Origin of the sequence: Ruegeria marisrubri, assembly GCF_001507595.1 — a bacterium.
Lineage (GTDB): Bacteria > Pseudomonadota > Alphaproteobacteria > Rhodobacterales > Rhodobacteraceae > Ruegeria > Ruegeria marisrubri.
The window spans coordinates 781,785-799,736 of record NZ_LQBQ01000001.1 but is presented as its reverse complement, the minus strand read 5'-3'; the positions used below and the strand labels follow the sequence as shown (position 1 = coordinate 799,736).

Here is a 17,952-nt window from a genome sequence, read left to right as displayed (position 1 = left end):
TAAAGACAAGTTGCCCGCAAGGTGTGAAGTGATAGTAAACACCTATGAATTTTACCCTTAGGCAACTTCAATATTTCAAAGCGGTCGCGGAACAGAGGAATTTCGGCCGGGCAGCGCAGGTATGCCATGTTTCACAACCGGCCTTGTCTGTTCAGATCAGGGCGCTGGAGGAGATGTTGGGCGGCCCGCTGTTCGAACGCCGGGCCCGCGATATCCTGTTGACGCCGCTCGGCCGTGATGTGTTGGGGCTTGCGCAGCAGGTCCTTCAAACGGCCGAGCGGCTAGACCGGTTTGCAAGGGATGCATCGGGCGGGCACAGGTCTCTGTCGCTCGGGCTGATCCCGACGATGGCGCCCTATCTTCTGCCAGGTGTTCTGGCCGCATTGAGGGCGGGGGATGTTTCCCTGCGCGTTCAGATCCGCGAAGCCAGAACCGAGCGGCTTTTGGAATTGTTGCGGAGGGGCGAAATTGATGCCGCGGTTCTCGCCTTGCCCTCCGGGGTAGAAGGGCTGCACGAAGAACCCCTGTTCGAGGACCGGTTTCTATTGGCCGGAAGCGCATCCCGCCTCAAAAGCCTGACAAACAGTCCCGAGGCATTGCGGCCAACGGATCTAAAGACCACCCAGTTGATGCTGCTGGAAGACGGTCACTGTCTGACGGATCAGGCGCTGGAAGTTTGTGGCCAAGATCGGACGAGCGCGGGCATCGACATGGGCGCGTCTTCGCTGGCCACATTGTCCAGGCTGGTTGCGGCAGGGTTCGGGCTGACCTTGATGCCTGAACTCGCAGCCTATTCCGAGTCCGAGATGGTTCCGGGCCTCCGGTTGCTGCGCTTTACCGAGCCACAACCGGCCAGAACGGTTGGTCTGGTCCGGCGAGCTTCGACGTCCGGGGACGGGTGGTTCGATGACCTGACCCGGGTCATCCGACAGGTCGGGGAGGAGATTGTTGAACAAACACGGGCCGGAGTGCCTCTTTCAAGCGGTGCTCGAGGCAGGCAAGAAAAAGGGCCCGGCTGATGCGGGCCCTTGACAGGTAACTTTGCGAAGCTCAGGCCAGTTCGGGCTGTTTCGCTTCGGCCAGGTATTTCAGCAGGTTCTCGGGCGAGGAAACGCCATAGGGGTCCTCGGGGCAGTTGTCCATCAGGCCGGGCTCTTCGAACCAGGCCTCGATCACGCCGTCGTTGACGATGGCAGCATAGCGCCAAGACCGCATGCCAAAGCCCAGGTTGTCCTTTTCGACCAGCATGCCCATCTTGCGGGTGAACTCGCCCGATCCGTCCGGGATCACCTTGACGTTTTCAAGCTTCTGGTCCTGTGCCCACTTGTTCATGACGAAGCTGTCATTCACCGACATGCAGTAGATTTCATCGATGCCGTGTGCCTTGAACTCTTCATAGCCCTTTTCGAAACCGGGCAATTGATAGGTCGAGCAGGTGGGGGTGAACGCGCCCGGCAGCGAGAACAGGATCACGCGCTTGCCTGCGAAATAATCGGCGGTCGTCTTGTCTTCCCAGCGATAGGGGTTCGGTCCCTCGACGGACTCGTCGCGCACGCGGGTGTGGAAGGTCACGTTGGGCAGTTTTGCGCCGGCTTTCATGTTCTGGCTCCTGATGAATCACTGTTGTCCTTCGGCCGAATTAAAATGATTCTAACTGAGCTTCAACAGTTGAAATTCTGCGCGCGCTAACTACAGGAATCGTCGGATTAACAGCCGGGTAGGAGTTGATTTGCAGCTATTTTCTGCGTTCGCAGAAACCGGATGCATAGCGGCCATGCGTCACTGGTGTTACTTTTGACCCGGCGTTATGTTATCGGGATCGCAAATTTACCAAAATCGACGGAAAACTCCTGTGCGTGACCTTAAGATTCCCGAACAACGGCACCCGGAAAAGGCGCATCGCCCGGACAATGCGCAACCCAAGAAACCCAGTTGGATCCGGGTCAGGGCGCCCGGCGGCAAGGGCTATGCCGACACGCACAAGATCATGCGCGACAACAAGTTGGTTACGGTCTGCGAAGAGGCGGGCTGCCCCAATGTCGGCGAATGCTGGAGCGCGGGTCACGCCACCATGATGATCATGGGCGAGATCTGCACCCGTGGCTGCACTTTCTGCAACATTGCCACAGGTCGCCCCGATGCGCTGGACGCCTTCGAGCCGGGCCGGGTCGCCCATGCGGTCGAGAAACTGGGGCTGAACCACGTCGTGATCACTTCGGTCGATCGCGACGATCTGGAAGACGGCGGCGCGGAGCACTTTGCCCAGACGATCCGGGCGGTGCGCCACCGCTCTCCCAAGACGACGATCGAGGTTCTGACGCCTGATTTCCTGAAATGCGATCCGTCGGTTCTGGAGATTGTGGTCGAGGCCAAGCCGGACGTGTTCAACCACAATCTTGAAACCGTGCCGGGCCTGTATCCCGAGGTACGTCCCGGCGCGCGCTATTTCCATTCGTTGCGCCTGTTGCAGCGCGTCAAGGAACTGGATCCTTCGATGTTCACCAAGTCGGGCATCATGGTCGGCCTGGGCGAGAACGAGCAGCAGGTCCGCCAGGTGATGGACGACATGCGGGCGGCCGATATCGATTTTCTGACCATCGGTCAGTACCTGCAGCCGACGCCGAAGCACCACGCTGTCGATCGGTTTGTCACCCCGGAGGAGTTCGCCGCCTACGAAAAAGCCGCTTATGGCAAAGGTTTCCTGATGGTGTCGGCCACGCCGTTGACCCGGTCGTCATACCACGCGGGCAATGATTTCGCCCGCCTGCGTGAGGCGCGGAACAAGAAACTGGGCAAGGTATGACGCCTGAGACGTTGGCGCGTCTGACAGCACTGCGCCACGAGTTGCATCAGTATCCGGAAGTTTCCGGGCAGGAAGAAAAAACCGCGGCCCGCATCGCCGAATTGCTCAGTCAATACCGGCCCGAAGAAATCGTTACCGGTATTGGTGGGCACGGGGTGGCGGCCGTTTTTGATAGCGGCGAGGAAGGGCCGAGCGTGGGCATCCGCTGTGAACTCGATGCCTTGCCCATTCAGGAGGTTTCCGACGCGCCCTACGTTTCGCGTGTTCCCGGCAAAGGGCATCTTTGCGGCCATGACGGGCACATGACGATTGTCTTGGGCGTGGCCGAAGAACTGGCGCGGCAGAGGCCGACGCGGGGTAGAATCGTACTGATTTTTCAACCCGCCGAGGAAACCGGGAAAGGGGCCTTGGCCTATCGGGCCGACCCCAAATTTCGGAATGTCGCGACCGACTACGTGTTTTCCTTGCACAATCTGCCAGGGTTGGCTCTTGGAGGAGTTGAGCTTTGCACCGGGCCGGCAAACTGCGCTTCGCGCGGGATGCGGGTTGTTCTAAAGGGAAAGACGTCCCACGCGGCCGCGCCGCAGGACGGGCTTTCGCCGGCAAAGGCCATGGCGCGGCTGATGCCGGCCTTGGCGGGATTGGGGCCGGGCGGAGAGCTGGATTCGGAATACGCGCTGACAACTCTGACACATGCCGAATTGGGGGAACGCACTTTTGGCGTGGCGCCGGGTTTTGGAGAGCTTTGGGTGACGCTTCGAACGGTTTCCGACGGCAGGATGGCGCGCCTTGTGGCCGATGCCGAGGCTTTGGTTCGGCAGCATGCCGAAGCGGATGGCCTGGGCGTCGAAATCACGTATGATGACGTGTTTGACGCCTGCACCAATGATCCCGACGCGGTCGAGATTCTGGCGGCGGCGTGTAGAGTTCAGGGCGTGCCGTTGCGCCTGTCGGAAAAGCCGCAGAAGTTTTCGGAGGATTTCGGCCAGTTTGCAAAAGGCGCAAAGGCGGCCATGTTCTGGCTGGGGGCAGGGGAAGAACATCCGCAGCTTCACAACCCGGATTATGACTTCCCCGATGACCTGATTGCTGTCGGTGCAGATATCTTCCTGACAGCCGCCCGCCAACTCACAGGTTAGGCTTCTACTTCATCAGGTCTCCGACGATGCCAACCGCATCGATGACGGTCTTGGTGTCCTCCGCAATGGATACGATCTCGTTGTCGATCTTGATGTAACGTTGCCCCGGCGGAAGTGGCTTGAGCTTCCAGTCGTCGAGGTCATCGATGTAGTCGAAGTTCAGATCGTTCGGAAGTTTGGCGCCTCGGGTGTATCGTTTGACCTGACCGGGTGGAACGGCCTTAGGGCCTTGCCCCTTGTCCACTTTGACCTTGTCGGGACCTTTGCCCTTGTTGTTGCCCTTGTCCTTGGCCTCGGCAACTCCCGTAGCCAAGACAACCGACAGCACAGCCAGAAACGAAACTATGAACCTGAACATTTCACAATTCTCCAATACCAATAGCGCGACGGTATCGGCGTGATGGGCCTGCGTCTAGCCTTTGAGGAAACGTGATGCTCGGGCCTAGGGGCGCAGGGATTGCACCCGCGCCCATTCCGGCCACCAGCCAAGATACTCGATGCCCGCGATCAGCAGGCAGGCGAGAAGCACGCCGAAAACGAACTTCACCCGCCGCTCGGAGGGCGGATTGCGGGCCCATTTCGACATTCGCAGGAGGTGACGGATATTCATGCCCGGTGCGTCCAGCCTATTCGCTTGGGAAACGCACCTTGCCGATATAGGGCAGGTTCCTGTTCCGCTGCGCATAGTCGATGCCGTATCCGACGACGAATTCGTCGGGGATCTCGAACCCGATCCAGTCCGAGCGGAAATCGACCTCGCGCCGGCTGGGCTTGTCGAGCAGTGCGATGGACTTCAACCGACTGGGCTTGCGGCTGAGCAACAGGCGGGTGACGTGGTTCAACGTGTGTCCGGTATCCACGATGTCTTCGACGACCAGCACGTCGCGCCCTTCGATCGCACCGCGCAAATCCTTGAGAATGCGCACCTCGCGGCTGCTTTCCATGGCGTCTCCGTACGAGGATGCCTCGAGGAAATCCACCTCGATCGGAAGGTCGAGTTCGCGCACCAGATCGGCGATGAACACGAAGCTGCCGCGCAGCAGGCCTACGACGACCAGTTTGTCGGTATCGCCGAATTCATCGGTGATTTCGCGGCACAGCTCCTCGATCCGGGCCGCGATGGCCTTGGCCGAGATCATCTCATCTATCACATATGCGCGTTGGCTCATCGGTGCCCCCTTGATCTTTTGCGCGCAACATACGACATGACGCGCCGTTGTCATGCAAAATCACCGGTCCTGATGCCTACCCATTCGGAAACCCGCCACCTGCCTTACTCTGCCCAGCAGATGTACGATCTGGTCGCGGACGTGGCCAAGTATCCGCAATTCCTGCCTTGGTGCGCCGCGGCCCGGATCCGACGCACCTATGCGCAGGGCGAGGCGCAGGTGATGGAGGCCGATCTCGTCATTTCCTTCAAGGTGTTCCGCGAGCGTTTCGGCAGCCGGGTGACCCTGTTTCCCAAGGACAGGCGGATCGACACCGTCTATCTGGATGGCCCGTTCAAGTACATGAAATCCGACTGGTCCTTCGAGGACGCGCCCGACGGTGGGTGCAATGTCTCGTTCCACGTGGATTTTGAGTTCAAGAACGCTGTTCTTCAGGGGATCATCGGCGTCGTGTTCAACGAAGCGATGCACCGAATCGTGCGAGCTTTTGAACAACGGGCCGCCGAACTCTATGGCTGAGGCTTTACCCGCCCGCGGTCGGCGCTAGACTGCGCGCATGACTGATCTTTCCCAAATATTGGCCGAGTTTGCAGTCGGGCCGGTTTCGACCACGGCTCAGGCCCGGATGGTGGCATCGCTGTCGCTATTGGACTGGCTGGCGGTCGGCCGGGCGGGCGCGGACGAGCCGGTGTCGCGGATCGTGCGCGGCATGGTTCTGGACGAGGGCGGAACCCCACAGGCCCGGTTGTTCGGGCAGGGCGCGGCGCCGATGCGGGCGGCGGCGCTGGTCAACGGTACCATCTCGCATGCGCTGGACTATGACGACACGCATTTCGCGCATATCGGACACCCATCGGTCGCCGTCATTCCGGCGGCTCTGGCGGTGGCTGAATGGAATGACCGAATGCTGGTCGAGCTGCTTGAGGCGGCGCTTGTGGGGATGGAGGTTTCGATTCGTGTCGGGCTCTGGTTGGGCCGCGGTCACTACCAGGCGGGGTTCCATCAGACGGCAACGGCCGGGGCCTTCGGCGCGGCCGCCGCGGCGGGGCGACTGGCTGGCCTGAGCGTACCCCAGTTGCAGAGGGCGCTTGGCCTCACCGCTACTCGCGCGGCCGGGCTGAAGGTGCAGTTCGGCACGATGGGCAAACCCTACAATGCCGGGCAGGCTGCGGCGACCGGGACCGAGGCGGTGTTGTTGGTGCAACGCGGGTTTGAACCGAACGTTGAGGCCCTGGAAGGCCCCTTCGGCTTTGGTGCGACCCATCACGGGGAAAACAACAGGGATTCGGCGCTTGAAGGTCTGGGCGAGGAATGGCTGTTCGAATCCGTCAGCCACAAGTTCCACGCCTGCTGCCACGGTCTGCATGCGGCGCTCGAGGCGGCGTTGAAGCTGGATATTGCCGAACCGGAGGTCGCTGAAATCAAGGTCAGGACGCATCCTCGTTGGATGAGCGTGTGCAATCAGCCCGCGCCGACGACGGGGCTGGGCGCCAAGTTTTCCTATCGCACTGTCATCGCCATGCAGGCCCTGGGTCACGACACCGCAAGGCTGGAGAGCTATTCCGATGCCGTCTGCGCCGACCCGCGGCTGATGTCTTTGCGGGAGCGGATCACGGTCGAGGCAGATGAAAACCTGTCGGAAACGCAGGCGCATCTTTCATTGCTTCGACGGGACGGAATACGGCGCGAGGCGACACATGATCTGCAAGCTCCGCTTTCCCTGAGCGAGCGCGAGGAGCGTGTTCGCGAGAAGGCCGCGAAGCTGGTCGGTGCGGATTTGGCGGGTGAGGTCTGGTCTCTGCTGCGCACCGGAGGGCGTGCGACCGACCTGTCCGAGCGGCTTGCGGCTGCTTGAACCGTTTTCCAAAAGAAAAAGCGGGCCGAAATAGACCCGCTTTTTGCCCTTGCGGGCGCAGAGCAGAAGAGGTGGGCTCAGCTGCTCATGTCATAGGCCCGCTCTCCGTGAACCGAAAGGTCGAGCCCGTTTGTCTCGGTTTCGGCATCTACGCGAAGCGGGGTGACAAGTGCAACCACCTTGACCAGCACAATCGTGACAACTGACGTAAAGACACCCACGATTACCAGGCCGCCAAGCTGTGCGGTCCAACTGCCAAGGCCGAATACGGCGATCATCAGGGTGCCAAAAATGCCGCCCACGCCATGCACCGCGAACACGTCCAGTGTGTCGTCGATCTTGAGCATGTTGCGCACCACGTTGACCGCTTCCTGGCACAGGATGCCGGCCACCGCGCCGATGATGAGCGCCTGCACCGGATCGACGAAACCTGACGCCGGGGTGATCGAGGCCAGGCCGGCGATGGTGCCGGTGACCAGACCGACCAGCGATGCCGTGCCATACTTGATCTTTTCCCACAGGGCCCAGGTCAGCGAAGCGGTGGCGGCCGAGATATGGGTGACCGTCAGCGCCATCGCGGCACCGCCGTCCGCAGCCAGTTGCGAGCCACCGTTGAAGCCGAACCAGCCGACCCACAGCATCGCGGCGCCGATCATGACGAAGCCGGGGTTGTGTGGCGGCGTCGTGCGGTTGCGGCGGGGGCCCAGAAAGACGGCGACGATCAGCGCCGCAAGACCGGCGGTTTCGTGAACCACGATCCCGCCGGCAAAGTCCTTGACGCCGGTTTCTCCCAGTACGCCGCCATCGGTCAGCATGCCTCCGCCCCAGATCCAGTGTACCACCGGCGCATAGCACAGCAGCATCCAGAGGCCGGAAAAGGTCAGCACGAAACCAAAGCCCACACGTTCGACATAAGCGCCCACGATCAGAGCCGGAGTGATGATGGCAAAAGTCATCTGGAAGGCGAAGAAAAGAACCTCGGGCAGGGTGCCGGACAGGCTGTCGGGCGTAATCCCGATCAGGAATGCCTTGTCCAATCCACCCCAGAGCCCCGTGGTGCCGCTGCCAAAAGCGATGGAATAGCCGGCGACGAGCCAGAGAATGCTCATCAGACAGGCGATGGCAAAGCAGTGCATGAACACGCTCAGCACGTTTCGCGCGCGGACAAGCCCGCCATAGAACAGGGCAAGACCCGGCAGTGTCATGAACAGGACCAGCGCCGTTGCGACGATGATCCAGGCTGTATCGGCTCCGTTCATGGGCCGCTCTCCTTTCGCTACGCTTGTGCCGGAATTTTGACCAGATTGGTCAATTCGGCATCGAGTGAGTGGTGTGGAGAGCCTTGAACCCAAGTGGAGACGAGGAAAAAAGGGGCGAGGGGGTTCGGAACTGCCCGTTTTGCTGTCTTTCCTGGGATTGGCGCGTTTTTGCGCGGTAATTCTGTGCGGCCGCCCTATTTTTCAGCAATTTGGGAAAGGCCGCGTTCAAACAGGGTCAGGGCATGATCGCGCGCGGCAAGGCGCACCCGGTCACGGCCCAGTGCACCGAAGTCGATGGTTTCGGTGAATGTCTCCAGGCCTTTGCCTGCAAGGCCGAAACAAACTCGCCCTTCGGGCTTGAATTCGGATCCGCCGGGGCCGGCGATGCCGGTGATCGAAACGGCCAACTGCGCATGCGAAAACCTGAGAGCGCCATCGGCCATTTCCCGAGCTACATTCTCGGAGACTGCGCCATATTTGGCGAGGATTTCGGCATGCACCCCCAGCATTTCCTGCTTGGCCTCGTTGCTGTAGGTGACAAAGCCCCGCTCGACCACGTCGGAACTGCCGGGAATGTCCGTCAGGGCAGCCGCCACCATGCCGCCGGTGCAACTTTCGGCCGTGGCGAATTTCACCCCGAGCGACCGTGCCCTATCGAGTATTTCGGCAACTGTCATAGTCCCAGAACCCCATGTGTGAGCGCCGCCAGTGCCGCCACGCCGATCGCGGCAAAGACACCGGCGATCACGTCGTCCAGCATCACACCCAGCGGCCCGCCGCGTCGGTCGGCCCAGCCGACGGGCCCCGGCTTGGCAATGTCGAACAGGCGGAACAGCACAAAGCCCGCGATCCAGCCCGGCCAGAGTTTCGTGATCTCGATCCCGTGCGCCCAGGCCGGGTATGAAATTGCCCAGAGCGCGATGAACTGGCCAGCCACCTCGTCGATGACGATCTCCGAGGGGTCGTGATCCGCTTGCCCTGCGGTCATTACACCAGTGGCCCAGAGCCCACCCAGAAATGCCGCCAGCGTTGCCAGCACCACAAGTGGAAAACCGCCCAGCGAGTGCAAGACCCATACCATCGGCAGCGCCGAGAGCGATCCCCAAGTGCCGGGGGCAGGGCGCAGATAGCCGACCCCACCGACGGTGCCTATGATCTGTGCCAGTTTCATTGCCGCACCAGACAGGCCGTAGCGATCGAGGCAATGCCCTCGCCGCGCCCGGTGAAGCCGAGACGTTCCGACGTCGTGGCCTTGACGGACACCTGATCCGGTCGCAGGCCCATGATCCGTGCCATCTCTGCGCGCATCTCAGCGGCATGAGGGCCGACCTTGGGCTGCTCGCAGACTAGCGTGCAATCGACATTCGAGATGGCATAGCCGAGGCTTGCCGCCAGTTCGACCGCGTGGCGCAGGAAAATCTCGCTGGCCGCGCCCTTCCACTGCGGGTCCGATGGCGGGAAGTGCTGGCCGATGTCACCCCGGGCCAAGGCTCCATAGATCGCATCCGTTACCGCGTGCATCCCTACGTCTGCATCCGAATGGCCTTGCAGCCCCCGATCATGGGGAACTTTCACTCCGCACAGGATCACGTGATCCCCAGGTCCGAAACGATGCACGTCATAGCCGTTGCCAAGCCTGATATCCATTGAAGCTCCCAAAATCCGTTCCGCCCGGGCGAAGTCCTCGGGTCGGGTTATCTTGATGTTGTCCGCGTCGCCGGGAACGATGGCAACATCGATGCCGGCCGCGCGCGCCACCTCGACGTCATCAGCGGCGCCACCCGGATGGGCCGCATGGGCAGCCATGATGGCGTCGTAGTGAAACCCTTGCGGCGTCTGCGCGGCATAGAGGCCTGCCCGGTCCTGTGTCCCGGTCACCTTTGCTCCGTCGCCGGTCCACAAAGCGTCGGTCACGGCGAGCCCCGGCGCCGCCGCGGTGTGCTCTTCCAACGCGGCCAGAACGTCGGAAATGACCTGCTGTGACACGCAGGGCCGGGCCACGTCATGGATCAGAACCTTGTCGACGCCGCGCCCGGCGAGCGCTTGCAACCCGTTGCGCACCGATCCGGCGCGATCCGCGCCGCCGGTCGCCAAAATCAGGTCCGAACCGGAAAATTCCGCCCACGCGTCGCTATCCTCTGCCGAGAGAACCAGAACGATGTGGTCAAGCCCTGCTGCCCGGAACCGTTCCAACGTCCAGTCGGCCACCCTGCGCCCCGCCAAGGGGCGCCATTGCTTTGGCACGTCGCCTCCTGCGCGTTGGCCACGTCCTGCTGCGACGATGATGGCGGCTGTTGTCATGAAGGTTTCGGCCTCTGTTGCTTTCGGTCCTGTTTATGGGGCGGCGCGAGCAGAGGCAATCGCAACGGAAGTTGTGCATAAAAAATAGGCAAATGCCGTTTTGGCGGGCTTGAATGCCCGTGTTTTGTTGTTCATATGCTGCAATTTCGTTATCAAACTCCTGACTGCACAAGGATTAGGCAAATTGACCCTGCGTCTCGCCGACAAGGAACTGAACCCGCCCGTGCTTCTGGCGCCGATGGCCGGAATCACCGACCGGCCCTTCCGCGATCTCGTCATGAGCTTTGGCGCGGGCATGGTCGTCAGTGAAATGGTCGCCAGCCAGGAGATGGTTCAGGCCAAGCCCGGCGTGCGCGAACGGGCCGAGTTGTCGGCAGATGTCGAGAATACGGCGGTGCAACTGGCCGGGCGCGAGGCGCATTGGATGGCCGAGGCGGCACGACAGGTCGCCGACAGAGGTGCGCGGGTGATCGACATCAACATGGGCTGCCCGGCCAAGAAGGTGACGAATGGCTATTCCGGCTCGGCCCTGCTGAAAACACCCGATCACGCGCTGAAACTGATCGAGGCCGTGGTTGCGGCGGTTGACCTGCCCGTCACATTGAAAACCCGGCTGGGATGGGACGACAGCCTGCTGAACGCGCCGCAGGTCGCGCGGCGGGCTGAGGACGCCGGCATCCGAATGGTCACGATCCATGGCCGCACACGCTGCCAGTTCTACAAGGGGCGCGCCGACTGGAAGGCGATCCGCGCCGTCAAAGAGGCGGTTTCCATCCCAGTCATCGCAAATGGCGATATCACCGACAGCGCCAAGGCCCGCGAGGCGCTGGCCCAATCCGGTGGCGATGGTGTGATGATCGGGCGGGGGGCTCAGGGAAAGCCATGGCTGCTGGCGCAGGTTTGCCATGACCTTTACGGCGCGGATGCGCCGGACATTCCCGAAGGTGCGGCGCTGGTCGAGATGGTGCGGACTCATTACCAATCGATGCTGAGTTTCTACGGAAGCGATCTGGGTCTGCGCGTCGCGCGAAAACATCTGGGCTGGTACATGGACGAGGCCGGGACCGGGGCGGAACTGCGCCGCGCGGTGCTGACCTCGCGGGAACCGGACCAGGTTCTGCGGCTTTTGGGCGATGCTCTGGAGTCTGAGACGGAGAGGGCCGCGTGACCACTGATCAGGATATCTGGGCCTCGCTGCCGGTTCCCGCCTTCATCATCGACCCCGAGGACAGGATCGCGGATGTGAACTCGGCCGGAGAGGGATTTCTGAACGCCTCGCGCAAGTCGGTTCTTGGTCATCCGGTCTGGGACCAGATCGCCGTGGATGCTCCGCTGGAGGAGGCGTTCCAGAGGGCGCGCAAACAGGGCACTCCCCTGTTCGTCAATGATGTGGACGTGGGATCGGGCAGCCGCCCGCCACTGCAATGCGCGATGCAGATCGCGCCTTTGATCGGACAGCCGGGGGCGATGATCATGACGATCTCTCCGCGCGAGCTGGCGGGGCGGATGACGCAGAGCCATACCGTCAAATCCGCCGCACAATCGGCGATCGGCATGGCGGAAATGCTCGCGCACGAGATCAAGAATCCTCTGGCGGGGATCACTGGCGCGGCACAACTTCTGAGCATGAACATCAGCCCGCAAGACCTTGAATTGACGGATTTGATCGTCGAGGAAAGTCGCCGGATCGTGAAGCTTCTGGAGCAGGTCGAGCAGTTCGGAAACCTCTCTCGCCCCGACCTCAAGCCGGTCAATATCCACGACGTCTTGGACCGCGCGCGACGATCCGCCCTGCTGGGCTTTGGCGCCGACATGACGATCATCGAGGATTACGACCCCTCGCTGCCCTTGGCCTATGGCGACCCGGATCAGTTGTTGCAGGTGATCCTGAACCTGCTCAGGAACGCGGCCGAAGCGGCCGGGGGCAAGGGCGGCACGATCCGTCTGCGCACGTATTTCGAACATTCCTTCCGCCTGCGCCGCAGCGATGGCTCGGGGCACTCACTGCCCTTGCAGATCGAGATCATCGACGATGGCCCCGGATTGCCCGAGAACATCCGGGACGACATTTTCGACCCGTTCGTCTCGGGGCGTGAAAACGGAACCGGCCTGGGCCTTGCCCTGGTCAGCAAGATCATTTCCGACCATGACGGCTGGATTGCGGTGGACTCGGTTCCGGGTCGCACCGTGTTCCGGCTGTCGCTTCCGCGTGCGCCGCGGGAAACCTTGGAAGAGGAGAGCCTCTGATGGATGGCACTGTCCTGGTCGCCGATGACGACCGCACGATCCGCACCGTTCTGACACAGGCGCTGACGCGCGCCGGGTGCAAGGTTCACGCCACATCGTCATTGACCACGCTCATGCGCTGGGTTGCCGAAGGCAAGGGGGATGTGGTGATTTCAGACGTGGTCATGCCGGATGGCAATGGGCTCGAGATGCTGCCGAAGATCGCGCAGGATCGGCCCGGCCTGCCTGTGATCGTGATTTCGGCGCAAAACACGATCATGACGGCCATTCAGGCCGCCGAGGCCGAGGCTTACGATTACTTGCCCAAACCCTTCGACCTGCCGGACCTGATGAAACGAACCGCCCGCGCATTGGAGCAGAAACGCCGCGCACCTTCGGCGCCACAGGAGGCGGGCGAAGAGCGGCCCGAGGAATTGCCGCTGGTCGGTCGCACACCGGTCATGCAGGCGCTCTATCGTTTGGTGGCCCGTGTCATGAACACCGATCTGCCGGTATTGATTTCCGGGGAAAGTGGCACGGGGAAGTCGCTGATCGCGCGTGCGATACATGATTTTTCCGACCGCCGAACCCTGCCTTTCGTCACGGTCAGGGGGGCTGATCTGCGCGAGCTGGAAGGGCCTGCGCGGGTCTTGGCGCGGGTGCGCGGCGGCACTTTGTTGATCGACGAAGTGGCTGATATCGAAGAGGAAATTCAGGCGCGTATCGTGCGGATGATGGACGCACCCGGAGATCACGTTCCGCGTTTCATGGCCACCAGCCAGACCGACCTGGCCGAGGCAATGGACAGCGGTCGAATTCGGCAAGACCTCTACTATCGGCTCGGCGGTGCAACGGTCCACGTCCCGGCGCTGCGCGAGCGGGTAGATGACATCCCCTTGCTGGTCGATCACTTCCTTGCCCGCGAGGAACGAGATGGCGCGACGCGGCGCAGGCTGAGCCCCGAGGCGCTCGATCTCGTCCGGCGCTATTCCTGGCCCGGCAACGTACGACAGCTTGAGAACGCGGTTCGCCGGTTGGGCCTGACCAGCCGCGCGCCCGAAATCACGCGAGGCGAAGTCGAGGCCGTTCTGGGCAGTCAACCGGAAGTCGAGCCTGTTCTGGGCGGCGGCGAGAAGGAAAAGCTGTCGGCCTCGGTCGCGCGACACCTGCGGCGGTATTTCGACCTGCATGGAAACATCCTGCCGCCGCCGGGCTTGTATCAGCGCATCCTGCGCGAGGTCGAGGCGCCGTTGATCGAGATTGCACTGGATGCAACGGGCGGGAACCAGGCGAAATGCGCCGATCTTCTCGGGATAAACCGGAACACGTTGCGCAAAAAAATTTCCGATCTCGATATTCAGGTGACACGGCGCCGCAAACTGATGTAATATCGCCACACAAATCGTGGCATTCGGGTGCCATCCCGGCAAGGACCACGAGATATGGCGGTAAGCCGCGAGAGCGGCACATCAGAATGAGGGCAGCAGGTGGCAAGCCGGGCACAGCACGGGCCAATCCTATCGGTAAGCCGGTGGCGCAATTCCCGAAAGTTCCGAAATTTCGGCACCTTGGGGTTGGTTGTTCTTGGCCCCGTTCTGGCGCTTGCGACCTATCTCGTCATTGGACCATTTGACCTTGGCGCAACAGCGCCGAGCCTGCGACTCATACTTTTGGCAGACCTCGTCTATGTGCTGGTTCTGGCCGCGCTCGTGCTCAGTCAGTTGGGCAGGCTTGTCGCCGCACGACGCGCCAAGTCGGCGGGTTCCCGCCTGCACCTGCGTCTGATCGGCGTCTTCACCCTGTTGGCGCTGGTGCCCACCGTGACCGTGGCCATCTTTGCCGGTCTGACGGTAAACATCGGCCTCGAGGGCTGGTTCTCGGACCGGGTGCGTCAGGTCGTGGGGTCGTCGCTGTCCGCTGCCGAAGCGTATGAGGCAGAACATCGTCAAGGTCTGGCGCAAGATGCGACGGTTCTGGCACGGTTCCTAGATAACGCCCGCGCAGTCAACTTTTACGTGTCCGACGCCGAATTGCGCGAGATTCTGGCTCAGGGGCAGGGGCAGATCCAGCGCGGTCTGCGAGAGGCTTATGTGATCGACGGCACCGGCGAGATCCGTTCGCGCGGCGATCGCTCATACCTGTTCAATTTCGAACCTCCGACACCCGAACAGATCGCGCAGGCCCGGGATGAGGGGCTGTTGATCATCAAGGACTGGGACAACAACGAGTTTCGAGCCATCGTGCCCCTCAAGGCCTATCTCGACCGCTATCTCTACGTCAGCCGTGAGGTGGACGGCGACATCTTCAACCTTTTGGACGAGACCAAGGAAACGGTCCGGTTTTATCAGCAGCTTGAAAGCGAAAGAGGCCGGGTTCTGTTCGAATTCGGCCTTCTGTACCTTGGTTTTGCGGTAATCCTGATCCTTGCGGCCGTTTCTCTGGGCATGTGGTTTGCCGAAAGGCTGTCCCGACCGGTCGGGCGACTGACAACAGCGGCTCAGCGTGTCGGCGGAGGAGATCTGAGCGTTCAGGTCGTCGAGGACAAGGGTGATGACGAGATCGCCATGCTGGGGCGCTACTTCAACCAGATGACACGGCAATTGAAGGCCCAGCGCAATGCTTTGCTGGAAAACACCCGGCAAATCGAGTTGCGGCGCCGGATGTTCGACTCGGTGCTGAGTTCCGTGACATCGGGTGTCGTGGGTCTTGATCCCGACGGGAAGGTGACCTTCGTCAACCGTTCAGCGGAAAGTCTGCTGGATTGGTCGGGCAGTGAACAGAACCTTGCCCTTGGCATCGCGGTGCCGGAATTCCTCCCCCTGTTCGAAAGTCTAAAGGAAGGCACCGTCGAAACCGTCCAGGGCGAGATCAAGGTGACCCGAAAGGGGCGGCTGGAGCATTTGCTGGTTCGGATGTCCACACGCAGGAGAGCGGACGCCCGGCTGGAAGGCTATGTGGTGGCCTTTGACGATGTGACCGATCTTGTCAGCGCCCAGCGCATGGCGGCTTGGGGGGACGTCGCCCGCAGGATCGCTCACGAGATCAAGAACCCGCTGACCCCGATCCAGTTGAGCGCCGAGCGGATCAAGCGGAAGTTTTCCCGCAAGCTGGATGAACAAGACCGCGAAAGCCTGGAGAGCATGACAGATGTCATCGTGCGCCAGACCAATGATCTGAGGCGCATAGTCGACGAATTCTCGAAATTCGCCCGCATGCCCGAGCCGGAGCGGCACCAGGAAAATCTGGTCGAATTGGTGCGTGAGGCGGTTCTTCTGCAGCAGGCCGGTCAGCCGGACGTGAAGATCGAGGCGGAGCTTCCGGACGAGCCGGTTCTGGCCGACGTGGATTCGACGATGCTCAACCAGGCGCTGACGAATCTCATCAAGAATGCCGGAGAGGCAATTGAAACTCTCAAGAAAAAGGGCGCGCCGGAGAACCTCGAGCCACGGATCAAGGTGACTTTGACAACGGCCTCTGAAGGCACCGTAATTACCATTGCCGACAACGGGGTCGGCTTGCCCGAAGACCGGGCGCGGCTTTTCGAGCCCTATGTGACCACCCGGGACGAGGGAACCGGACTGGGGCTGCCGATCGTGAAGAAAATCATCGAAGAACATGGCGGTAGCCTCGTGCTCGAGGATGCCCCGATATTCGACGGGCAGGACCATTTTGGCGCGATGGCCGTGATCCGTCTTCCCAGGGTCGAGAACGGCCCGTCAGGCGCGCCGCGAACGCAGGCAATCAAGAACAAAATGAAAGCAGGCCAATCATGAGTGATATTCTGATCGTAGATGACGAGCGAGATATTCGCGAACTGGTGTCCGATATTCTCGAGGACGAAGGTTATTCCACCCGGCTGGCCGGCAACTCGGATGAGTGCATGGCCGCGATCAATTCGGAACCACCGGGGCTGTTGATCCTCGACATCTGGCTCAAGGACAGCCGGATGGACGGGATCGACATCCTCAAGGCGGTCAAGCGCGACAATCCGGATGTGCCCGTGGTGATCATTTCCGGGCACGGCAATATCGAGATTGCCGTAGCGGCAATCAAACAGGGGGCCTACGACTTCATCGAAAAGCCTTTCAACATCGACCAGCTGATGGTGGTTATCCGGCGGGCGATGGAAACCTCGCGCCTGCGCCGCGAGAACGCCGCGCTCAAGCGGCGAGAGGTCAGCAGCTCGGACATGATCGGCAAATCGGCCGCTTTCCGCGCCATGCAAAGCCAGTTGGACAAGGTAACCAAGTCGAACAGCCGGGTGATGTTGCGCGGGCCAGCCGGGTCGGGCAAGGAGATTGCCGCACGCTATATTCATGCACATTCGAACCGCGCCAATGGTCCTTTCGTGACGGTGAACTGCGCGGGCGTCGAGCCCGAGCGGATGGAAGAAGTGCTGTTCGGCCGCGAAACCTCTGAACGCGGCGTCGAATCCGGCCTTCTGGAAGAAGCGCATGGCGGCGTGATCTATTTCGACGAGGTCGCCGACATGCCTCCGGGCACCCAGTCCAAGATCCTGCGCGTGCTGGTGGATCAGCAGTTTCAGCGTGTTGGGGGAACCGACAAGGTCAGGGTGGATCTGCGGGTAATTTCTTCGACCAACAAGGATCTTGAGGTCGAAATCCAGGAGGGTCGTTTTCGCGAAGAACTTTATCACCGACTGAACGTTGTCCCGATCGCGGTTCCTTCTCTGGAAGAGCGCCGCGAGGATATCCCGCTTTTGGCGAAACACTTCATCGAGATCTGCAACGAAACCCAGGGGCTGCCCATCCGGGAACTGACTGACGAGGCGGTGGCGCTTATACAGACGATGGTCTGGCCCGGCAACGTGCGTCAGCTCAAGAACCTGATCGAGCGGGTGCTGATTCTCGGTGATGGCTCCGGGCCCATCGAGGCGCGGGAACTGCCCAATGACGATGTGAAGGCCGAGGACGAAGGGCGGGTGGTTCTCTCGGGGGCTCTGGCGACGCTGCCGCTGCGCGAAGCACGCGAAGCCTTTGAGCGGGAATATCTGCTGACGCAGATCAACCGCTTTGGCGGAAACATCAGCCGCACGGCCAGCTTTGTGGGCATGGAGCGCAGCGCGCTGCACCGCAAGCTCAAATCCCTTGGCGTCGTGACATCGAACAAGTCGGGCGCGCGGGTTGCCCGCGTAGACGAACCGGAACCGGCGGAGTAACGCCGGTTTCCGATCTCGGTG

At 61.4% G+C, this 17,952-nt stretch carries 18 protein-coding genes; 10 read left to right on the top strand and 8 right to left on the bottom strand.

Annotation, left to right across the window (positions count from 1 at the left end; genetic code table 11):
• Window positions 1-44: 44 nt before the first annotated feature.
• On the top strand, window positions 45-1,019 hold the full coding sequence (locus AVO45_RS03835; RefSeq protein ID WP_068344555.1) for a hydrogen peroxide-inducible genes activator: 975 nt from the start codon (window positions 45-47) through the stop codon (window positions 1,017-1,019).
• Window positions 1,020-1,050: 31 nt separating this feature from the next.
• Here the strand turns inward: AVO45_RS03835 and AVO45_RS03830 are convergent, their stop codons facing one another.
• Complete coding sequence (locus AVO45_RS03830) at window positions 1,051-1,599, bottom strand: peroxiredoxin (protein WP_068344554.1); 549 nt, start codon at window positions 1,597-1,599, stop codon at window positions 1,051-1,053.
• Between the two features lie 253 nt (window positions 1,600-1,852).
• On the opposite strand from AVO45_RS03830, the gene lipA reads away from it, so the two are divergent.
• Together lipA and AVO45_RS03820 are read left to right on the top strand one after the other, a co-directional pair.
• Window positions 1,853-2,803, top strand: coding sequence for a lipoyl synthase (gene lipA, locus AVO45_RS03825; RefSeq protein WP_068344553.1), 951 nt, complete (start codon window positions 1,853-1,855; stop codon window positions 2,801-2,803).
• Window positions 2,800-3,942, top strand: a complete 1,143-nt coding sequence (locus AVO45_RS03820; RefSeq protein WP_068344552.1) for an amidohydrolase — start codon at window positions 2,800-2,802, stop codon at window positions 3,940-3,942. Before lipA ends, AVO45_RS03820 begins: the two co-directional genes overlap by 4 nt.
• Window positions 3,943-3,946: 4 nt before the next feature.
• Here the strand turns inward: AVO45_RS03820 and AVO45_RS03815 are convergent, their stop codons facing one another.
• The 3 genes from AVO45_RS03815 to hpt form a co-directional block, all read right to left on the bottom strand.
• Window positions 3,947-4,300, bottom strand: coding sequence for a hypothetical protein (locus AVO45_RS03815; RefSeq protein ID WP_068344551.1), 354 nt, complete (start codon window positions 4,298-4,300; stop codon window positions 3,947-3,949).
• 84 nt (window positions 4,301-4,384) lie between these two features.
• A complete protein-coding gene (locus AVO45_RS19860; RefSeq protein WP_068344550.1) occupies window positions 4,385-4,552 on the bottom strand; it encodes a lipoyl synthase in 168 nt (55 codons plus the stop codon).
• A 16-nt stretch (window positions 4,553-4,568) separates the two neighbouring features.
• Complete coding sequence (hpt, locus tag AVO45_RS03805; protein ID WP_068344549.1) at window positions 4,569-5,111, bottom strand: hypoxanthine phosphoribosyltransferase; 543 nt, start codon at window positions 5,109-5,111, stop codon at window positions 4,569-4,571.
• Window positions 5,112-5,183: 72 nt separating this feature from the next.
• Here hpt and AVO45_RS03800 point away from each other — a divergent pair, with 72 nt between their 5' ends.
• Together AVO45_RS03800 and AVO45_RS03795 are read left to right on the top strand one after the other, a co-directional pair.
• Window positions 5,184-5,630 carry a type II toxin-antitoxin system RatA family toxin gene (locus tag AVO45_RS03800; RefSeq protein WP_068344548.1) on the top strand — a complete coding sequence of 149 codons (447 nt, stop codon included), beginning with the start codon at window positions 5,184-5,186 and terminating at the stop codon, window positions 5,628-5,630.
• A gap of 37 nt (window positions 5,631-5,667) precedes the next feature.
• Window positions 5,668-6,966: an MmgE/PrpD family protein gene (locus AVO45_RS03795; RefSeq protein ID WP_068344547.1), complete on the top strand. Its 1,299-nt coding sequence runs from the start codon at window positions 5,668-5,670 to the stop codon at window positions 6,964-6,966.
• A 77-nt stretch (window positions 6,967-7,043) separates the two neighbouring features.
• On the opposite strand, the gene AVO45_RS03790 is transcribed toward AVO45_RS03795, so the two are convergent.
• The 4 genes from AVO45_RS03790 to AVO45_RS03775 form a co-directional block, all read right to left on the bottom strand.
• The gene (locus AVO45_RS03790) at window positions 7,044-8,225 is read right to left on the bottom strand and encodes an ammonium transporter (RefSeq protein ID WP_068344546.1); all 1,182 of its coding nucleotides are present in this window, start codon (window positions 8,223-8,225) and stop codon (window positions 7,044-7,046) included.
• A gap of 194 nt (window positions 8,226-8,419) precedes the next feature.
• On the bottom strand, window positions 8,420-8,902 hold the full coding sequence (locus AVO45_RS03785) for a CinA family protein (RefSeq protein WP_068344545.1): 483 nt from the start codon (window positions 8,900-8,902) through the stop codon (window positions 8,420-8,422).
• On the bottom strand, window positions 8,899-9,396 hold the full coding sequence (locus tag AVO45_RS03780) for a phosphatidylglycerophosphatase A family protein (protein WP_068344544.1): 498 nt from the start codon (window positions 9,394-9,396) through the stop codon (window positions 8,899-8,901). The genes AVO45_RS03785 and AVO45_RS03780 overlap by 4 nt, the downstream gene beginning before the upstream one ends.
• On the bottom strand, window positions 9,393-10,526 hold the full coding sequence (locus tag AVO45_RS03775) for a bifunctional 2-C-methyl-D-erythritol 4-phosphate cytidylyltransferase/2-C-methyl-D-erythritol 2,4-cyclodiphosphate synthase (RefSeq protein WP_068344543.1): 1,134 nt from the start codon (window positions 10,524-10,526) through the stop codon (window positions 9,393-9,395). Before AVO45_RS03775 ends, AVO45_RS03780 begins: the two co-directional genes overlap by 4 nt.
• A 184-nt stretch (window positions 10,527-10,710) precedes the next feature.
• Here AVO45_RS03775 and dusB point away from each other — a divergent pair, with 184 nt between their 5' ends.
• From dusB to ntrX, 5 genes are all read left to right on the top strand, one after another.
• Entirely contained in the window at window positions 10,711-11,694 is a 984-nt protein-coding gene (gene dusB, locus AVO45_RS03770) for a tRNA dihydrouridine synthase DusB (RefSeq protein WP_276202387.1), read from the top strand.
• A complete protein-coding gene (locus tag AVO45_RS03765; protein ID WP_068344542.1) occupies window positions 11,691-12,773 on the top strand; it encodes a two-component system sensor histidine kinase NtrB in 1,083 nt (360 codons plus the stop codon). Before dusB ends, AVO45_RS03765 begins: the two co-directional genes overlap by 4 nt.
• Window positions 12,773-14,140: a response regulator gene (locus tag AVO45_RS03760; protein ID WP_068344541.1), complete on the top strand. Its 1,368-nt coding sequence runs from the start codon at window positions 12,773-12,775 to the stop codon at window positions 14,138-14,140. Before AVO45_RS03765 ends, AVO45_RS03760 begins: the two co-directional genes overlap by 1 nt.
• 99 nt (window positions 14,141-14,239) lie before the next feature.
• Complete coding sequence (locus AVO45_RS03755) at window positions 14,240-16,525, top strand: sensor histidine kinase NtrY-like (RefSeq protein ID WP_068344540.1); 2,286 nt, start codon at window positions 14,240-14,242, stop codon at window positions 16,523-16,525.
• Window positions 16,522-17,931, top strand: a complete 1,410-nt coding sequence (gene ntrX, locus AVO45_RS03750; RefSeq protein ID WP_068344539.1) for a nitrogen assimilation response regulator NtrX — start codon at window positions 16,522-16,524, stop codon at window positions 17,929-17,931. The genes AVO45_RS03755 and ntrX overlap by 4 nt, the downstream gene beginning before the upstream one ends.
• The last annotated feature ends 21 nt before the right edge of the window (window positions 17,932-17,952 follow it).

What these genes read in the sequence shown, in the direction of transcription:
- AVO45_RS03780 (WP_068344544.1), bottom strand. Translation starts at nt 9,396, where the DNA reads ATGAAACTGGCACAGATCATAGGCACCGTCGGTGGGGTCGGCTATCTG.
- ntrX (WP_068344539.1), top strand. Translation starts at nt 16,522, where the DNA reads ATGAGTGATATTCTGATCGTAGATGACGAGCGAGATATTCGCGAACTG.
- AVO45_RS03785 (WP_068344545.1), bottom strand. Translation starts at nt 8,902, where the DNA reads ATGACAGTTGCCGAAATACTCGATAGGGCACGGTCGCTCGGGGTGAAA.
- AVO45_RS03760 (WP_068344541.1), top strand. Translation starts at nt 12,773, where the DNA reads ATGGATGGCACTGTCCTGGTCGCCGATGACGACCGCACGATCCGCACC.
- hpt (WP_068344549.1), bottom strand. Translation starts at nt 5,111, where the DNA reads ATGAGCCAACGCGCATATGTGATAGATGAGATGATCTCGGCCAAGGCC.
- AVO45_RS03800 (WP_068344548.1), top strand. Translation starts at nt 5,184, where the DNA reads ATGCCTACCCATTCGGAAACCCGCCACCTGCCTTACTCTGCCCAGCAG.
- AVO45_RS03775 (WP_068344543.1), bottom strand. Translation starts at nt 10,526, where the DNA reads ATGACAACAGCCGCCATCATCGTCGCAGCAGGACGTGGCCAACGCGCA.
- AVO45_RS19860 (WP_068344550.1), bottom strand. Translation starts at nt 4,552, where the DNA reads ATGAATATCCGTCACCTCCTGCGAATGTCGAAATGGGCCCGCAATCCG.
- AVO45_RS03820 (WP_068344552.1), top strand. Translation starts at nt 2,800, where the DNA reads ATGACGCCTGAGACGTTGGCGCGTCTGACAGCACTGCGCCACGAGTTG.
- AVO45_RS03790 (WP_068344546.1), bottom strand. Translation starts at nt 8,225, where the DNA reads ATGAACGGAGCCGATACAGCCTGGATCATCGTCGCAACGGCGCTGGTC.
- AVO45_RS03835 (WP_068344555.1), top strand. Translation starts at nt 45, where the DNA reads ATGAATTTTACCCTTAGGCAACTTCAATATTTCAAAGCGGTCGCGGAA.
- AVO45_RS03815 (WP_068344551.1), bottom strand. Translation starts at nt 4,300, where the DNA reads ATGTTCAGGTTCATAGTTTCGTTTCTGGCTGTGCTGTCGGTTGTCTTG.
- AVO45_RS03795 (WP_068344547.1), top strand. Translation starts at nt 5,668, where the DNA reads ATGACTGATCTTTCCCAAATATTGGCCGAGTTTGCAGTCGGGCCGGTT.
- AVO45_RS03830 (WP_068344554.1), bottom strand. Translation starts at nt 1,599, where the DNA reads ATGAAAGCCGGCGCAAAACTGCCCAACGTGACCTTCCACACCCGCGTG.